This is a genomic window from Mycobacterium sp., assembly GCF_049673265.1.
Taxonomy (GTDB): Bacteria; Actinomycetota; Actinomycetes; order Mycobacteriales; family Mycobacteriaceae; genus Mycobacterium.
Genome location: NZ_JBATXN010000218.1, coordinates 1 through 17,563, shown reverse-complemented (window position 1 = coordinate 17,563; position 17,563 = coordinate 1). Strand labels below are relative to the sequence as shown.

Annotated in this window: 16 protein-coding genes; 13 read left to right on the top strand and 3 right to left on the bottom strand. The window is 63.9% G+C overall.

Annotation, left to right across the window (positions count from 1 at the left end; genetic code table 11):
* The 7 genes from WBF82_RS07750 to WBF82_RS07720 form a co-directional block, all read left to right on the top strand.
* On the top strand, positions 1-158 hold a 158-nt coding region (locus WBF82_RS07750), incomplete at its 5' end, for a CbbQ/NirQ/NorQ C-terminal domain-containing protein (protein ID WP_424382472.1).
* Positions 159-245: 87 nt separating this feature from the next.
* Positions 246-1,364: an ABC transporter substrate-binding protein gene (locus WBF82_RS07745; protein WP_424382469.1), complete on the top strand. Its 1,119-nt coding sequence runs from the start codon at positions 246-248 to the stop codon at positions 1,362-1,364.
* A 7-nt stretch (positions 1,365-1,371) separates the two neighbouring features.
* Positions 1,372-2,514 (top strand): spirocyclase AveC family protein, encoded by a 1,143-nt coding sequence (locus tag WBF82_RS07740; RefSeq protein WP_424382468.1) that lies wholly within the window; start codon positions 1,372-1,374, stop codon positions 2,512-2,514.
* Positions 2,507-3,496 (top strand): SDR family NAD(P)-dependent oxidoreductase, encoded by a 990-nt coding sequence (locus WBF82_RS07735; protein WP_424382467.1) that lies wholly within the window; start codon positions 2,507-2,509, stop codon positions 3,494-3,496. Before WBF82_RS07740 ends, WBF82_RS07735 begins: the two co-directional genes overlap by 8 nt.
* Positions 3,497-3,498: 2 nt before the next feature.
* Entirely contained in the window at positions 3,499-4,716 is a 1,218-nt protein-coding gene (locus tag WBF82_RS07730; RefSeq protein ID WP_424382466.1) for a cytochrome P450, read from the top strand.
* An 89-nt stretch (positions 4,717-4,805) separates the two neighbouring features.
* Complete coding sequence (locus WBF82_RS07725; RefSeq protein ID WP_424382465.1) at positions 4,806-6,290, top strand: aldehyde dehydrogenase family protein; 1,485 nt, start codon at positions 4,806-4,808, stop codon at positions 6,288-6,290.
* Between the two features lie 101 nt (positions 6,291-6,391).
* Positions 6,392-7,858 carry an adenylate/guanylate cyclase domain-containing protein gene (locus tag WBF82_RS07720; RefSeq protein WP_424382471.1) on the top strand — a complete coding sequence of 489 codons (1,467 nt, stop codon included), beginning with the start codon at positions 6,392-6,394 and terminating at the stop codon, positions 7,856-7,858.
* Here the strand turns inward: WBF82_RS07720 and WBF82_RS07715 are convergent.
* Positions 7,855-8,967 carry an NDMA-dependent alcohol dehydrogenase gene (locus WBF82_RS07715; RefSeq protein ID WP_424382470.1) on the bottom strand — a complete coding sequence of 371 codons (1,113 nt, stop codon included), beginning with the start codon at positions 8,965-8,967 and terminating at the stop codon, positions 7,855-7,857. The genes WBF82_RS07720 and WBF82_RS07715 overlap by 4 nt on opposite strands.
* Positions 8,968-9,126: 159 nt before the next feature.
* Between WBF82_RS07715 and WBF82_RS07710 the strand changes: the two genes are divergently transcribed.
* Positions 9,127-10,221 (top strand): phosphotransferase family protein, encoded by a 1,095-nt coding sequence (locus tag WBF82_RS07710; protein ID WP_424382464.1) that lies wholly within the window; start codon positions 9,127-9,129, stop codon positions 10,219-10,221.
* Here WBF82_RS07710 and WBF82_RS07705 read toward each other — a convergent pair.
* Both WBF82_RS07705 and WBF82_RS07700 read right to left on the bottom strand, forming a co-directional pair.
* Positions 10,200-11,021: a mycofactocin-coupled SDR family oxidoreductase gene (locus WBF82_RS07705; protein WP_424382463.1), complete on the bottom strand. Its 822-nt coding sequence runs from the start codon at positions 11,019-11,021 to the stop codon at positions 10,200-10,202. The two genes, WBF82_RS07710 and WBF82_RS07705, sit on opposite strands and share 22 nt — an antisense overlap.
* Positions 11,022-11,067: 46 nt before the next feature.
* Entirely contained in the window at positions 11,068-12,237 is a 1,170-nt protein-coding gene (locus tag WBF82_RS07700; protein WP_424382462.1) for an acyl-CoA dehydrogenase family protein, read from the bottom strand.
* Positions 12,238-12,311: 74 nt separating this feature from the next.
* Between WBF82_RS07700 and fabG the strand changes: the two genes are divergently transcribed.
* Genes fabG through WBF82_RS07675 form a run of 5 tightly spaced genes read left to right on the top strand, consistent with a single transcriptional unit; the run spans position 12,312 to position 17,326 of the window.
* A complete protein-coding gene (gene fabG / locus WBF82_RS07695) occupies positions 12,312-13,052 on the top strand; it encodes a 3-oxoacyl-ACP reductase FabG (RefSeq protein ID WP_424382461.1) in 741 nt (246 codons plus the stop codon).
* Positions 13,049-14,272, top strand: a complete 1,224-nt coding sequence (locus tag WBF82_RS07690) for an acetyl-CoA C-acetyltransferase (RefSeq protein ID WP_424382460.1) — start codon at positions 13,049-13,051, stop codon at positions 14,270-14,272. The genes fabG and WBF82_RS07690 overlap by 4 nt, the downstream gene beginning before the upstream one ends.
* Positions 14,269-15,459, top strand: a complete 1,191-nt coding sequence (locus WBF82_RS07685; protein WP_424382459.1) for a CoA transferase — start codon at positions 14,269-14,271, stop codon at positions 15,457-15,459. The genes WBF82_RS07690 and WBF82_RS07685 overlap by 4 nt, the downstream gene beginning before the upstream one ends.
* Positions 15,456-16,649 (top strand): acyl-CoA dehydrogenase family protein, encoded by a 1,194-nt coding sequence (locus WBF82_RS07680; protein ID WP_424382458.1) that lies wholly within the window; start codon positions 15,456-15,458, stop codon positions 16,647-16,649. The genes WBF82_RS07685 and WBF82_RS07680 overlap by 4 nt, the downstream gene beginning before the upstream one ends.
* 2 nt (positions 16,650-16,651) lie before the next feature.
* On the top strand, positions 16,652-17,326 hold the full coding sequence (locus tag WBF82_RS07675; RefSeq protein ID WP_424382457.1) for a GntR family transcriptional regulator: 675 nt from the start codon (positions 16,652-16,654) through the stop codon (positions 17,324-17,326).
* Positions 17,327-17,563 lie beyond the last annotated feature (237 nt).

Genomic DNA, 17,563 nt, shown 5'->3' with positions numbered 1-17,563 from the left:
GGGTGCTGATTGCGGCGGGCAGGCTCGTTGTAGAGGGGCTGGCCATGCCAGAGGCGGCGCGGGCGGCGATCGCAGGGCCGCTCACTGACGACGCGGCTGTGGGCAAGGGTCTGGGCGAGATGATCGAAATCTATCTGGGCGGAGCGTCTGATGTTTGACGCTTTATACCGCCGCCGCTAAAGTCTGAACAAATATTAGGTTTGCCGTAGGTGCGGCGTGCGTGAGGTGTTCACCTGGGAGGTCAGATGTCCTACGAAAGCAACGCAGAGCCGATCAAGGTCGGCTACCTGATGGACTTCACGCTCCCACCAATGTTCCCCGAGGAGATGAAGGCCGACTTCACCCGATGCTTTGACCTTATCTTCGAAGAGGCCGTCCAAGACGGGTTGCTGGACCGGCCCGTACAGATGATCTACCGCGAAGTGGAGGGGTTGCCCAAGGGATCGGTGAAGGCGGTGATCGACGCTTTCGGTGAGCTTGTCGACGAAGGCTGTTTAGTGGTGTTCGGCCCACACATCACCGATAATTGCGTGCCCACCCGCGAAGCGATCGAAGAGCGGTTCAAGGTTCCGGCGATTGCGGTTACCGGCACCGACGACTGGTTGGGCGAGTGGACATTCTCTTTCCCGCAGGGCTCGATGACCGACGAGCCGATATTCATCGCAGACCTCGTCGCCAAACGCGGACTCTCCGAGATCGGAGTGCTCGTCGAGCAGAACCTGATCGGCGAAAGCTATCTGAAGAATTTGCGAAGCGCCTGTCGCCGCAAAGGTATTCGCATCGTTGCAGAAGCGGCGATCGCGCAAACCGCACAGGACATCAATGAAGCCGTGCGTACCCTTCACGACGCGAAATCGGAAGCGATCGTGCATCTGGGCTTCGGCTTCGGAATTGTGTTCATCAACCCGGCGCTGGAGGCCGTCGAATGGGATCCGCCGCGATTCACCACCACGGCCTTCCAAAACGCGTGGGTGAACCCAATCATGTGGAACGCGTTCATGGGTTGGATCGGGGTCGACCAGTACGACGAGGAGAATCAGATCGGCCAGGACTTCCTCGACCGGTACGCGCAAAAGTACGGCGGCAGACGTCCCGAATACTGCGTGCCGGTGGTCAACCGTGACGTCGCCGCGACACTGGTGCGGGCATTCACCGATGCGCATCCGCTCAGCCCGCGTGGGGTCAAAGAGGCGTTGGAGCGGGTGAAGATGATGCCCGCCGCCTCGGGCGCACCGGGCACCCGAGTGTCATTCGGAAAGTGGACGCGGCGGGCCTGGATGGGCGCCGGCTATCTGGTGGCGCGGTCACTCGACGCCGACGGAATCAACTCGCACTTGGTCGATCGCTTCGGACAGGAGGGCTGACGAGTAAATGAGTACTGAGCAATCCACACCGCCTGCCGCCCAACAGAAGCCGGTATCTTCGGAGCGAGGCGACAAGCGGGGCTGGGGTGGTTGGGTCGCCGGCGCTGCTTTGGCGGCCTTCGTGCTCTTCTTCATTGCGAACTGTCGCGTCGCCCTCGACTCGCGCGTCGCCAACCCGAACGTGCAGGGCCGGCCCCGACCGGTGAAGTTCACCTTTGGGCTGGACTACATCACCTTCTTGGATACCGCCACGGTGGTGGCGCTGATCGTGCTCTTGATCGTCTTCATCAGGGGCTGGCGCCGTAATCCTGGTAGCCCGGTGATGCTGATGTTCTTGTGCACCACGCTGATTGTGTGGCAGGACCCGATCATGAACTGGTCACCGTTCGCGGTCTACAACCCCGATCTCGTTCACTGGCCGGAGTCCTGGCCGCTGGTGTCGCTGTCTCCGACGGTCGAACCGTTCGTGGTCTTCGGTTACGTGATGTTCTACTTCGGCCCCTACTTCCCGGCGGTCTGGCTCCTGCGCAAACTGCAGGCGAGGTATGGGCCCACGAGCTATGTGTCGCGGCACCCCTTGGTCAGCTTGGGTCTGATCACCCTGGTGATCGGTTTCATTTTCGATGCTTTCCTGGAAAACATCCTCATCCACTGGGGGATGTACATCTACTCGCAGGTGGTCCCGTGGGGCTCGGTGTTTACCGGCACCACCTTCCAGTTCCCGCTGATCTGGGAATCGCTCTCGGTGTGCTTTGTGATGGTGCCGGCAGCGATCCTCTGCTACCGCGACGACACCGGGAAATCGGTGGCCGAAAAGCTCGCTGCCAAGGCGAAGCTGTTCACGACGCGACCGGTGCTTGGCACGTTCCTGGTGATGTTCGCCATCATCAACGTGTCCTACTTCGCCTACGGCGGATGGTTCTGGGTCATCAAGGTCAGTCATGCCGCGACTTCGGTGGCCTGCCCGTGGCCGTACCCGGAAGCCAAAGTTTATGACCCGCAAGGCTATTACGAGAAGGAAGGCGCACAAGGTCCGTTCTCGGTCGGTATCTGGTCAACGTGGGCGAGCGGGGAGCCGAACGGACGGCCGCACGTCGACCCGCCGCGGGCGGGCCAAGGCCGCTGCGAACCCGCGAGGACGAATGGTTGAGCCGCGTACCGCTGTCATTACCGGTGCGTCCCGCGGGCTGGGGTTCGCATCGACCGTGCGCCTGTATCGCGAGGGGTGGCGTGTGGTGGCGGCCATGCGCACACCCGAGCGGGGCTTGGCGCTGCTGCGCGAGGCGACCGGTGCACGCGAAGACGACGACCGGCTGATCGGCGTTGAGCTCGATCTGCTGGATTTTGCCTCGATCTCGGCGGCCGCCAAGGCAATTGAAGAAGCTGTCGGCGCACCCTACGCGCTTGTGCACAATGCCGGGATATCCGCCGCCGGAATGGTGGAAGAGACGGACACAGAGCTGTGGCAGAACATGCTCGCCACTCACGTCACGGGCCCGGTCGCGCTCACCAAGGCCTTGCTGCCGTCTATGCGGGCGGCGGGAGATGGGCGCATCGTGCTCGTGTCGAGCGCGGGCGGAGTGCGCGGTCAGCCGAACATTGCACCGTATTCGGCGGCCAAGGGCGCCTTGGAGCGGTGGGGCGAGTCGATGGCAGGCGAGATCGCGCCCTTCGGTCTCGGAGTCACCATTTTGGTGGCTGGCATGTACGACACCGACATCATCACCGACGCGGGCACCATCGACGATCGCAATTTCGACGGTCCGTACGCCCGGCTGCACAACACCATCAACGCCCGCGGGCGGTTCGCGATCAGTTTCGCCAGGCCGCCCGAGCGGTTCACCGACGGATTGCTCAAAGCCTTGGCCGACAAGGGATCGTTCCGCCGCCGCGGTGTGGGCACCGATGCCTCGATGCTGTTGGCGTCCAACAGGATCCTGCCGGCATCGGGCATGCACCACATGTCCCGGATAGTGATGGGCATACCCAGACAGGGATCGATGCGCGATGGGGCGTGGCCCTTGACGATGGGCCAACGGGCGATGGTAATCGTCGCCAAAGTCCTTCCGCAACCGGTGTTGCAACGGTTGGCAGCGTTAGCGGCTAAGCGCCGCAAGGGAAATGAGGGGTAGATATGGAACAGCTTTTTGACGACCTCGAGGATTTCGGCTCGTTCGACGACGCGATCTCCGGCGACGTGCGTGACCCGTACACCGAACTGGCGCGCCTGCGCCGCGAGGAGCCGGTGCAGCGACTTGAGACATCGGGAGCGCTCCCGCACGAGGAATCGCTGCCGATGTTCATCGTGTATCGCCATGAAGACGTGCAGCAGATGCTTCGTGACAACGAGACGTTTTCGTCGTCCGCGGTCATCGCCGCGTTCGGTCCTGTGCTGGGTGAGGGCGTCATGCTCGGCATGGATGAGCCGATCCACGGCCGGTTGCGGTCTTTGGTCTCGAAGGCGTTCTCGCAGAAGTCGTTGGCGCGCTGGCAGGACGAGTTGGTCGGTCGGGTGGCGAACAGCCTGATCGACAATTTCGCACCCAACGGCAAGGCGGATTTGGTGAAGGAGTTCACCTTCGACTATCCGAGTCAGATCATTGCGGGTCTTTTGGGTCTACCGGAGAAGGACTACCCGCAGTTCCAGCGGTGGTCGATTTCGCTGCTGAGTTGGCTGATGAACCCGGAGCGCGGGCTTGCGGCCTCGGCCGCGCTGTGCGACTACTTCGCCCCGATCCTCGAGGCCCGTCGTGCCGAGCCCAAGGACGACTTGATCAGTGCCCTCGGCGCCGCCGAGATCGAGGGGGAGAAGCTCGCGGACGAGGAGATCTTCTCGTTCTTGCGGCTGCTGCTGCCCGCCGGCGTGGAGACGACCTACCGGGCGCTGGGCAGCCTGCTGTTCGGCCTGTTGTCGGATCCGTCGCAACTGGACGCGATCCGCGCGGACCGGTCGCTGCTGCCGGCGGCCATCGAAGAGGGTGTGCGGTGGGAACCGCCGCTGTTGACCATCACCCGGGTGGCGACCTGTGACACCGAACTCGGTGGAGTGGCGATACCGGCGGGTGCGACGGTGATGCCGATGCTGGGTTCGGCGAACCGGCAAGAAGATCGCTATCCCGACCCAGATACGTTCGACATTCACCGTCAGGCCAAGGCCAATCTGGGCTGGGGGCACGGCGTGCACGTCTGTCTGGGCATGCATCTGGCGCGGCTCGAAATGCGGACTGCAATCAACCTTCTGCTCGACCGGCTGCCGAATCTCCGGCTGGACCCCGATGGCGACGACCCGCATATTCGGGGGCAAGTCTTCCGGTCACCGACGTCGCTACCAGTGCTGTTCGACGCCCAGTAGCCACCCCACAACGGTTGCATCTTGTCAATCGGCTAGTTTCCAGTAAGGCTCTCCGTAGGGGTCTACCGAGTCAAAAGAGAGTGACAGACATGACTGAGGCTGTAAAGGTTCGCTTTGAGCCGAAGATGATGATCGACGGCAAGCTCGTCGAGGGCCAGGCCGGAACCTTCACCAACATCAACCCGGCCACCGAGGAGCCGCTCGGCGAGGTCGCCGACGCGTCGAAAGAAGACATGCACCGGGCCATCGACGCCGCCCGGCGGGCTTTCGACGAGACCGACTGGTCGACCAACCGCGAGCTGCGCAAGCGTTGCCTGCTGCAGCTACACGATGCGATCGAAGCCGAGAAAGAAGAACTGCGCGAGGAGCTCATCCTCGAAGTCGGCTCTCCCCGGGCCATCACATTCGGCCCACAGCTCGACGCCCCGCTGGCCGACGGACTGCGCTACCCGGCCAGACTGATCGACGAGTACGCGTGGGAGACCGACCTGGGCGACCGGGTGATCAGCCTTACCGGCGCGAACACCTCCATCAAGGTCTGGCGGGAGCCGGTGGGCGTGGTCGGTGCCATCGTGCCGTGGAACTTCCCGTTCGAGGTGACGATCAACAAGCTCGGCCAGGCGCTGGGCACCGGCAACACCGTCGTGCTCAAGCCGGCGCCGAACACCCCGTTCAACGCGACCCGCCTCGGGCGGCTGATCGCCGAAAAGACCGATATTCCCGCCGGTGTCGTCAACGTCGTGACCGCGTCGGATCACTTTGTCGGCGAGGAACTTACGTTGTCGCCCAAGGTCGACCTGATCTCGTTCACCGGCTCCACGGTGGTCGGCAAGCGGATCATGGAAAAGGGCGCGGCCACCATGAAGCGGCTGTTCCTTGAACTCGGCGGCAAGTCGGCCACCATTGTCTTGGAGGACGCCGACTTCGGGTTGGCCTGCGCGATTGGCATCGCCCCGTGCATGCACGCGGGGCAGGGTTGCGCCAACCCCACCCGGATGCTGCTTCCGCGGTCTCGCTACGACGAGGGTGTGGCGATCCTCAAGAGCATCTACGAGAACGTCACCTGCGGCGACCCGCAGGACCCCGGCACCCTGTGTGGGCCGGTGATTTCGCAGCGACAGTTCGACCGCGTAACGGGTTACATCAAGAAGGGCGTCGAGGAAGGTGCCACCGCGCTGGTCGGCGGACCCGGTGCCGAGACCGGTTTCGACAAGGGGTATTTCGTCCGGCCAACGCTTTTCACCGATGTCGACAACAAGATGACGATTGCCCAGGAAGAGATCTTCGGTCCGGTGCTGTCGGTCATCCCGTTCGACGACGAAGAAGATGCGATCCGGATCGCCAACGACAGCCCATACGGTCTGGCCGGCAACGTGATGTCGGGCTCGCTGGAGCATTCGCTGGCCGTGGCCCGTCGGATCAAGGCCGGCTTCATGGGCGTCAACGGCGGCGCACCCTACGGTGCCGATACGCCGTTCGGCGGATACAAAGACAGCGGCGTTGGCCGCCAGAACGGCGTCGCCGGCTTCGACCAATACACCGAGGTCAAGTCCGTGGGGTATCCCGCCGGGTAGCGACGCCGCGCGCAATAGCGCAATCAGCGTCGGCGCTCGGCTACGTTGTTTCCGTGACAGCCACCGGAACTGGGCAAGCGCGGCGAACGAGCGCGCGCAGGTTGTCGATTCGCTACTCGGCCGGTCTCGCGGGCGCTCACCTGTTGGCGGTCGCCGATGCTGCTGCGATCGTGATTCCGCTACACAGCCAAACAGCCCGCGGAGCATATGCCTACTTCGGTGCGCACAACATGATCGCTGCGGCGATCCTGGTTGTGCTGGGAGCAATCGCCGTCGCGGTCGGCGGGGCCACGATTCTTGCGCCGGTACTGCGGTGGTTTGTCCGCGGCGACCGACCCAACGCGGCTCAACGACGGGCAGCGACCAGACTCGTCAGGCGACAGTCGCTGATCTTGGCGGCAACGTGGGCCGCGAGCGGCGTGATTTTCCTCGCGTTCAACCTTGATGGCGGTCTGACACTGGCGGTCGCAACCCTGCTCGCGGTGGTGTTCGGCGGCAGTGCGGCATCAGGTCTGAGCCTTTTGCTCACCCAGCCCTCCCTTCGCCCGATCTTGGTCGCCGCGACCCAAGGTTCTGAAGGCGTGGTGATAGCGCCACGCGTGCTTACCCGACTTGTAGGCATGTGGTTGATGGGCTGTGGGCTTCCCTGTGCGGCGATCGTGGCGTTGATCGTCATTCGCACGAACGGTTGGATTATTCAGCGGACGGCGTCGGTGGAGATGCCGATTCTGGTGGTCACGCTTGCCGCGGTGCTACTGGGCCTGCCCACAATGATCCTGACGTCCCGCTCGATTGCGGACCCGGTGCGAGAGGTCGTCGACGCGATGGCACAGGTCGAAAAGGGCCGAATCGACACCTTCGTCGGAGTCTACGAACGCTCGGAAATCGGGCGTCTGCAAAGCGGATTCAATCGGATGGTCGCCGGGATAGCCGAACGCGACCGACTACGAGATCTCTTCGGCCGTCACGTCGGCGCGGATGTGGCAAGCCGCGCAATCGAAGAGGGCACTTCGCTGTCAGGCGAAGTAACCGAGGCGGCAATCCTTTTCATCGACCTGGTGGGCTCGACGAAGTTGGCGTCCAGCCGATCGCCGCAAGAGGTCGCCGAGGTACTCAACGACTTTTTTCGAATTGTGGTCAGCGCCGTCGACGAGCGAAATGGCTTGATCAACAAGTTCCAGGGGGACGCCGCGCTGGCGGTCTTTGGTGCGCCGCTGCCCGCGGCTGGATCGGCGTCGGCGGCACTGGCCACCGCCCGCAGCCTGCGCAGCCAGTTGCGTCGGCTACCGGTGGTTGACTTCGGGATAGGCGTCTCTGCCGGACCTGTGTTCGCCGGGAACATCGGTGCGGAAAACCGTTATGAGTACACCGTCGTCGGTGACGCGGTCAACGAGGCCGCCCGGTTGGCCGACTTCGCAAAAGCGTTGGACTGGCGGATCGCGTGTTCGGCCGCGGCGATAGATCGTGCCGATGCGGCCGAGCGCCAGCATTGGATTGCGCACGGCGACACCGTGCTACGGGGCCGCTCGGAGTCCACCCGCATCTGGACACCCGCGGTTGACAGCTAATGGTCGTGGATGATGACGCCGCGAATGTTGCGGCCCGCGAGCATATCGTCGTAGGCCTCGTTAATGTCGTTGAGTTTGTACTCGGCGGTCACCGTCTCATCGAGCAGAAGCTTGCCGTCGCGGTAGAGGCTGAGCAGTCGATGTATATCGGCACGGGGGTTGGCCTCGCCGTAAAGACTGCCCAGCAGCCGCTTTTGAAACAGCGTGAACATCGCCATCGGCAGGGTCGCGGTCACCTCGGTTATCGATGCCAACGCCGTCAGCACCACCGCCCCGCCCTTGCGGACGATGTCCAGCGCCTCACCGATCATGGGGCCCTCGGCGAGCCCAACCGTCAGCAAGGCCGAGTCGGCCATGACACCACGCGTCAGCTCGCCGACCAAAGCGGTGGCTTCGGCCATCGAAGTGGCGAAATGAGTTGCCCCGAACTGGAAAGCCTTGTCTCGCTTGCTTTCCACGATGTCGACCACCACGATCTTCTCCGCGCCGGATAGCCGCGCGCCCTGAATGGCGCCGCTGCCGATGCCGCCGCAGCCGATCACCACGACGATGTCGCCCGGGCGTACCTTGGCGGTGTTGACCGCTGATCCCCAGCCGGTGGTAACCCCGCAGCCGAGCAGGCATGCGCGCGGCAGCGGAAGATCGTCGTCGATCTTGACGATTGAGGTTTCCGGCACCGTGCCATATTGCGCGAATGTGCCCAAAAAGCATGCGGCGCCCACGTCCTGGTCCCCGGACCGCCGCCGATACGTCCCATCGAGCTGGGTGCCGGCCAGCAACATCGCGCCCTGGTCGCACAGATTCTGCTGGCCGCTTGCACACCAACGGCAGCGCCCGCACGCCGGAAGAAAAGACGCCACCACGTGGTCGCCAACCGTCAAATCGCGGACGCCGGGGCCTAACTCCTGGACGACGCCGGCCCCCTCGTGTCCACCGACGATGGGCAGCGGCACGGGAAGGTCGCCGGTGCGGACATGATGATCTGAGTGGCAGAGCCCGGCGGCCTCGAAGGACACCAGGACCTCCCCGTCCTGCGGGCCGTCGAGGTCTAGCTCCTCCACGCTCCATTCGGCGTTGAATTCACGGAGAACCGCGGCATTCATCTTCAAGGTGATCACCCCTGCAGCGAGACAAGTGTGGCGAGTTTAGGACGGACCGTATGCGCGACGCGGGGTATTCGACATTTGCGTGCAAGACTTGCCGTATGCCTTACAGTTGTCGGGTCAGTCGGCTTGAAGGTCTCAACTAATGAGGGAGCGAGCGTCGGGATGTCCATTCCGCGATACCCGGGCGACATCACCCGCGAGTGGCTCTCGGCGGTCTTGAGCAGCGGCGATGCGCCTGCGCGAGTCTCGGAAGTGGACGTGTGCGCCATCGGCACCGGACAGACTGGGGCGACGTATCGGGTGTCGGTCGTCTACGCCGATGACGCGGGACGCTGGCCGGACACCTTCGTGATCAAACTGCCTGCCCAGGACGACACTGTCCGTGACCGGGTGACCGTCGGCTACCGCAGCGAATGCGCGTTCTATACCGCGGTCGCCGACCGGGTGCAGGTGCCGACCCCGCAATGCTTCTACTGCGAGATCAGCGACGACGCCCTTGACTATGCGTTGCTGCTGGCCGACCAGGCGCCCGCGGCGCAGGGCGACCAAATCGCGGGCTGCGGGGAACCGGAGGCGCGGCTGGCCGTCACGGCGCTGGCCGGTCTGCACGGCCCCAGCTGGTGCGATCCGGTCTGGCTTGGCTTTCCCGGAATCGCATTCGCCCGGCCCGATGAAGCATCGGCCAAAGGCCTCGGCGATGTCGCGCGGATGAGCGCAGAGATCACCCTGGACAAGCTCGGCGACCGCATGAGTGCAGCCGATCGAGAAACCTTCACCGCGACAATGGGTTTGGTGACGCCATGGCTGCTTGCCGAGCAGGACCGCTTCGCTCTGCTGCATGGTGACTACCGCCTCGACAACATGCTGTTCTATCCCGATGCCAGCCGCGTCACCGTGGTGGATTGGCAGACTCTCGGGGTCGGTTTGCCCGCACGCGATTTGGCGTACTTCACCGCGACGAGCCTCAAGCCAGAGCTGCGCTGCGCGATCGAAAACGACCTTGTCGACGACTACCACCGGGCGCTCTGCGGTTACGGCGTCACCGGCTATGACCGCGAAACCTGTTGGCGTGATTATCGACTGGGGATGCCGCACGCATTATTGATCTCGGCGCTGGGATTCGCGTTCGCCACCGCCACCGACCGCGGTGACGACATGGTGCTCACCATGTTGGCCCGCGGCTGCCAGGCGATCCGGGACCTTGGCACCTTGGAGCTCATCGGCCAGCACGCCGGTCAGTATTGCGTCGAACCCTGATCGACGGAGATCGCGGCGGCGGTGACGTTTCGCGATTCGTCGCTTGCCAGCCAGCACACCGCGTCGGCGATGTCTTCGGGTTCGGCCACCCAATTCGGCAGAAACGGGGTGAGCACATTGGCCAACTGCGGATTGGTTTCGCTGACCCGCGCTATCGCGGCGACCATGTCGCCGCTTCCCATCGCCGAGTTGACCGGACCGGGGTGCACGCTATTGACCCGGATCGAATGCTTGCCCAGCTCAGCGGCGAACGCACGCGCCATTCCGGTCACCGCGTGCTTGCTCGCGGTGTAGTGCACCATGAACGGCTGCATCTTGATGCCTGCCGCCGAGCTGATCAAGATGATGGAGCCGCCGCGACCGCCGTCAATAATCTTCTGCGCGCCGGCCATTACCGTGTTCCACGTTCCCGTCACGTTGACGTCCATCACGTCGCGAAACGACTCGGGGGTGATCTCGTTCCACGCCTGCGGCGCCGAGATGCCGGCGTTGGCAACGATGACGTCCAGCCGCCCAAGCGCAGCAACGCCGTCGTCGACCGCTTCACACAATCCGTCGAAGTCGCGAATATCGATCGCTGACACAACAATTCGACGGTTGGCGGCTTCGACGAGCCGGGCGGTTTCTGCCAGGTCCTCCAGGGTTGCCGAATCATAGGGCACACAGGACGGCAGCTTGCCCGCCACATCGACAGCGATGATGTCGGCACCCTCGCGGGCCATCCGGACGGCGTGCGCACGGCCCTGGCCGCGTGCAGCTCCGGTGATGAATGCCACCTTGCCCGCCAGCCGGCCACTCATGCGTGCTCCATATCGTAAACATCACTGTAACGCGAACGATATTACGTCACTGCTTGCGCTGCGCTGCCTTGACTAGGTTCGACCCGATGATCAGCCGTTGAATCTCACTCGTTCCCTCGTACAGCCGCAGCAGCCGAACATCCCGATAGATGCGCTCCACCGGCACTTCGCGCATGTATCCGCTGCCGCCGTGAATTTGGACGGCGAGGTCGGCCACCTTGCCCGCCATTTCGGTGCAGAACACCTTCGCCGCCGACGGCGCGACCCGCCGGTCCTGGTCTGTGTACCAGAGCCGTGCGGCGTCACGCACCAGGGCGCGGCCGGCCATCACCCCGGTCTGCTGGTCGGCGAGCATCGCCTGCACGAGCTGAAAATTCCCGATCGCGGTGCCGCCTTGGGTGGCGGTGGCCGCGTACGCCACGGATTCGTCGAGTGCCCGTTGCGCGGCTCCTACGGCCAGCGCGGCGATGTGGATTCGCCCCCGTGCCAGCGATGTCATCGCCGCGCGATAGCCAATGTCCTCACTGCCCCCGACCAGCGCGCCGGCCGGGACGCGGACGTCAGTGAACCGCACGTCGGCGGTCCAGGCGCCTTCCTGCCCCATCTTGGCGTCCTTGGGCCCGACCTCAACGCCGGCGGCGTCCGCCGGAACCAAGAAGACAGCAATTCCCGGTCCGGCGTCATCGGCTGGACGGTTCCGCGCGAAGACCACAAACAGATCCGCCACCGGGGCGTTGGTAATGAACCGCTTCTCGCCGGAAATCACCCAATCCCCGTCGCTGTCGCGAATGGCCTTGGTACGCAACCCCGCCGGGTTGGATCCCGCCCCGGCCTCGGTCAGCGCGAACGAGGCGACCTTTCCGGACGCCAACGCTTCCAGCCAGGTGGCCTTCTGCTCGTCGGTGCCGAATCCGACCAGGACTTGACCCGCGATGCCGTTGTTGGTGCCGAACATCGAGCGAAGCGCCAGCGAGGTGTAGCCCAACTCCATCGCCAGCTCGACGTCCTGCGTGATGTCCAGCCCGAGTCCGCCCCACTCCTGGGGGATGGCGTAGCCAAACAAGCCCATGTCCTTGGCCTGGTTCCGAAGATCATCAGGCACCCGATCGGTGGCCAGGATTTCCTGCTCACGCGGTACCACGGCCGTTCGGACGAACTGCCGGGTCTGCGCGAGAATCTGCTGAAAACTGTCGTCGTCAACGGCGGCCACGGTCATGCGGCGATCATATATGAAATATGATGTGCGATGATGTGGCCGGGTTCGGGGTGTAGACGAAGGACGGTGATCAGGTGTCGTTGTTGACCGGTCAGACCGCAGTTATCACCGGAGGTGCTCAAGGACTGGGTTTCGCCATAGCGCAGCGGTTTGTTGACGAGGGTGCACGGGTGATGCTCGGTGACGTAAATCTCGAGGCAACTGAGTCCGCGGCGACGCAACTCGGTGGCGGTGACGTCGCCGCGGCGGTGCGCTGCGATGTGACGACCGCGTCCGACGTCGACACATTGGTCACGAGCGCCGTCGACCGGTTCGGCAGTCTGGACATCATGGTCAATAACGCCGGCATCACCCGCGACGCGACGATGCGCAAGATGACCGAGGAGGAGTTCGACCAGGTCATCGCTGTGCACCTGAAGGGCACGTGGAACGGGCTGCGCACGGCCGCGGCGATCATGCGCGAGAACAAACGCGGCGCAATCGTGAATATGTCGTCGTTGTCGGGCAAGGTCGGGATGATCGGCCAGACCAACTATTCGGCGGCCAAGGCCGGGATTGTCGGGATGACGAAGGCCGCCGCCAAGGAACTCGCGCACCTGGGTGTCCGGGTAAACGCAATCGCACCGGGCTTGATCCGATCAGCGATGACCGAGGCGATGCCGCAACGCATTTGGGATGCAAAAGTCGCGGAGGTGCCGATGGGTCGGGCCGGCGAGCCTGACGAGGTCGCCAACGTTGCGCTGTTTTTGGCCTCGGACCTGTCGTCGTACATGACCGGCACCGTGCTCGACGTGACCGGTGGGCGGTTCATGTGAGCACGCGCGAGGCCGTCATCTGCGAACCGGTTCGGACACCCATCGGCCGCTACGGGGGAATGTTCAAGTCGCAGAGCGCTGTCGACCTCGGCGTCGCCGCCCTCACCGGGTTGCTCGACCGCACCGGCATTCCGCCGGAATCGGTACAGGATGTCATTCTTGGGCACTGCTATCCCAGCAGCGAGGCGCCGGCGATCGGGCGCGTTGTCGCGCTCGACTCTGGGCTGCCGGTGACGGTGCCCGGCATGCAGGTCGACCGCCGCTGCGGATCGGGTCTGCAGGCAGTGATCCAGGCGTGTCTGCAAATCAGCTCCGGCGATAACGATCTCGTCGTCGCCGGCGGTGCGGAAAGCATGAGCAACGTCGCCTTCTACTCGACCGACATGCGCTGGGGTGGTGCCCGCGGTGGTGTGCGCGTGCACGACGGGCTGGCCCGCGGCCGCACCACCGCAGGTGGTCGTCACCACCCCGTGCCGGGCGGAATGTTGGAGACTGCGGAAAACCTGCGCCGGCAATACAACATCTCCCGTCAAGAGCAGGACGAACTCGCCGTGGAGTCGCATCAGCGGGCAGTAGCCGCGCAGAAGGACGGCATGCTGGCCGAGGAAATCATTCCGGTTACGGTCCGCAGTCGCCGCGGCGAGGAACTGATCGACACCGACGAGCATCCGCGCTCCGACACCACAATGGAATCGCTGAGCAAACTCAAACCCGTTCTTGCCGAGCATGATCCAGAAGCAACGGTGACCGCCGGAAATTCCAGCGGACAAAACGACGCCGCATCCATGTGTCTGGTGGCGACGCCGGAGAAGGCCGCCGAACTCGGGCTGACTCCGCTTGTCCGGCTGGTGTCATGGGGCGTGGCAGCCGTTGCGCCCAATGTGATGGGTATCGGCCCGGTACCCGCCACCGAGGTCGCGCTGGCCAAGGCGGGCCTTCGATTGGGCGACATCGACCTCATCGAACTCAACGAGGCATTCGCCGCGCAGGCTCTTGCCGTGATGCGGGAATGGGGCTTCGGCGCAGCGGACCGCGAGCGCACGAACGTACACGGGTCGGGAATCTCGCTGGGTCATCCGGTTGGTGCCACCGGCGGCCGGATGTTGGCCACGCTGGCCCGCGAGCTCAATCGGCGGGACGCGCGCTACGGGCTCGAAACCATGTGCATCGGCGGGGGACAAGGCCTGGCCGCGGTCTTCGAGCGGGTCGGGTCGCTATGAGCACGCCGCTGTCCGATCTGACCGTTGTCGAAGTGTCGAGCTTCGTCGCCGCACCGTTGTGCGGCATGACGTTGAGCCAATTGGGTGCGCAGGTGATACGCGTCGACCCGATCGGAGGCGCAGCGGATGTACGCCGCTGGCCGTTGGCCGCAAGTGGGACGTCGATTTACTGGACCGGTCTGAACAAGGGAAAGCGTTCGGCCACCATCGATTTGCGCTCACCGGAAGGACAGAAGCTGGTTCAGCGGCTCATCGTCGAGGGTGACGGTGTCGTGGTAACCAACGCGGCAGGTCTATCCTGGTTGTCGTTCGAACAGCTCGCCGCGATGCGCGCAGACGTGATTCACGTCCAGCTGCTCGGCCGCCGTGACGGCTCCACCGGCGTCGACTACACGGTCAACGCGGCGACCGGGTTTCCATTGGTGACCGGGCCGGCGAACCACGCCGGCCCGATCAATCATGTGCTGCCGGCCTGGGATGTCTGCTGCGGCCTCTACGCCGCGCTGGCCGTCGTCGCCGCGGTGCGCCGTCGCGACCACGCAGGCGTCGGCGCCAAAATCAGCATCGCGCTGGAGGATGTCGCACTCGCCACCGCCGGCAACCTGGGCTGGTTGACCGAGCCTCAAGTCAACGGCACAGAACGCCAACGCCTGGGCAACGCGATCTACGGCCAGTACGGTCAGGACTTCACCAGCCGTGACGGCGTCGCGTTCATGGTTGTCACGTTGACACGACGTCACTTTCAAGATCTCGTCGAGGTATCGGGGACTGCTGCAGCGGTCTCAGCGCTGGCAGAGTCGCTCGGCGCCGACTTCAGCGACGAAGGCGAACGTTATCGGTACCGCGACGTGCTCAGCGGAATGTTCGCGACCTGGTTTGCCCACCACACCGCCGAGCAGATCACCGAGGCCCTGTCGGCCACCAGCGTGCTGTTCGAGCGCTATCGGACCTTCGCGCAAGTGGCCGAAGATGAACGGGTTACCGCGAATCCGCTGTTTTCCCCGCTGCACCAAGACGGTCTCGGTGACTATCTTGCGCCGGCGATGCCGACCGTCTTCGACGACGGCTATCTCGCAAGCGAACCGGCGCCGAAGCTCGGCGCCGACACCGCTGACCTGCTGACCGAGCGGCTGGGATTAAGCGCAGCCGACGTGGAACGGCTCGAGAGTGCAAGGACCATCGCATGACCAAACTCGCCGAGACTTTGGGCCTCACCGAATTCCAAACCGAGATCATCGCCACGGTACGGCAATTCGTTGAGAAGGAAGTCATTCCCAACGCGCCGGAGCTCGAACGTACTGATACGTATCCGCAAGCCATCGTCGATCAAATGCGAGAGATGGGCCTATTCGGCCTGATGATCCCTCAGGAGTACGGCGGCGTGGGGGAGTCGTTGCTGAGCTACGCCTTGTGCGTTGAAGAATTAGCCCGCGGCTGGATGAGCATCTCGGGTGTGCTCAATACCCACTTCATCGTCGCCTACATGCTGTGCCAGCACGGCACCGACGAGCAGAAGCAACGCCTGTTGCCGCGCATGGCAATCGGCGAGGTGCGCGGCGCGTTCTCCATGTCCGAGCCGGAGTTGGGCTCCGACGTCGCAGCGATCCGCACCCGCGCCATACTCAATGCCGACGGCAACTACACGATCAACGGCCAGAAGATGTGGCTGACCAATGGCGGTAGTTCTACTTTGGTGGCGGCGTTGATTCGCACCGACGAGGGAGCCGAATCACCGCACCGCAATCTGACCGCCTTCCTGATCGAGAAGCCGACCGGCTTCGGTGAGGTGCTGCCCGGTCTGCTGATCCCTGGGAAAATCGACAAGTTGGGCTACAAGGGGATTGACACCACCGAGCTGATCTTCGACGGATACGTGGCCAGTGCCGACGACATCTTGGGCGGTACCCCGGGGCAGGGTTTCTACCAGATGATGGACGGTATCGAGGTCGGGCGGGTCAACGTATCGGCCAGAGCTTGCGGAGTGGCAGTCCGCGCGTTCGAGCTCGCGGTGCGCTATGCCCAGCAGCGCCATACCTTCGGCAAGCCGATCGCCGAACATCAGGCCATCGCATTTCAAATCGCGGAAATGGCAACCAAAGTCGAGGCGGCACATCTGATGATGGTCAATGCCGCTCGCCTGAAGGACTCCGGTGAGCGTAACGATGTCGCCGCCGGCATGGCGAAATACCTTGCAAGCGAGTTCTGCTCAGAGGTCACACAGCAGAGCTTCCGGATCCACGGCGGCTACGGCTACTCCAAAGAGTACGAAATCGAACGGCTGATGCGCGACGCCCCGTTCCTGCTCATCGGCGAGGGCACCAGCGAGATACAGAAGTCCATCATCAGCAAACGGCTGCTCGCCGAGTATCGGATTTGATCGTGAGCGTCCCCGATTTCGTTGCGCGCCCGCAGCTCTCGGAAGACGTTGCGCGCTTTGTGCGTAAGCGGATCTTCGATGGTACTTATTCCGCCGGTGAGTACGTCCGCCTGGACCAATTGGCCGCCGAGTTAGGGATCAGTGTCACGCCGGTGCGGGAAGCGCTGTTCGAACTCCGCGCCGAGGGGCTCATGGCTCAACAGCCGCGCCGCGGCTTCGTGGTGCTGCCGGTAACCGGACGCGACCTTACAGATGTGGCCAACGTGCAGGCGCATGTGGGCGGCGAGCTCGCAGCGCGGGCAGCGATGAACATCGACGACGACCAGCTGCGCGAACTCAAGACGATTCAGGCGCAGTTGGAGGAAGCCTATGCCAGTGGCGACGATGAGCGAACAGTCCGGCTCAATCACGAGTTCCATCGGGCCATCAACGTGGCAGCCGAGTCGCCGAAGCTGGCCCAGTTGATGTCGCAGATCACCCGCTACGCACCGGAATCCGTGTTTCCCACCATCGCCGGCTGGCCACACCAATCGATAAAAGACCATCGCCGGGTGTTGGCCGCGCTGGCCAAACATGACAGCGAGCTTGCCCGCAACGCGATGTCGGAGCACCTGGCCGCCGGCGCGGCCCCGCTGATCAGCCACCTCACCGAGCATGGCGTGGTCGAAACGCCGTGAGGCGGAGGCGCGCTCGTCTTTCGATCGCGCAGGAGTGTCCAGATAGCCGATTACCTAGCACACGTGCTCGAGCTGGTGCGTACGTCAGCGGGGATTGTGAGATGACGGCGTGGCGGGGATTGTCGGCTAGCAGCCGGTACGCGAGCGAATTTCTCTATGTACCAACCTGTTCGGGGTTCGATCAGGTGCTGGTGATGCCGGGCCGCGCCGGCAACCAGGCTAGACGGTATGAGTGAC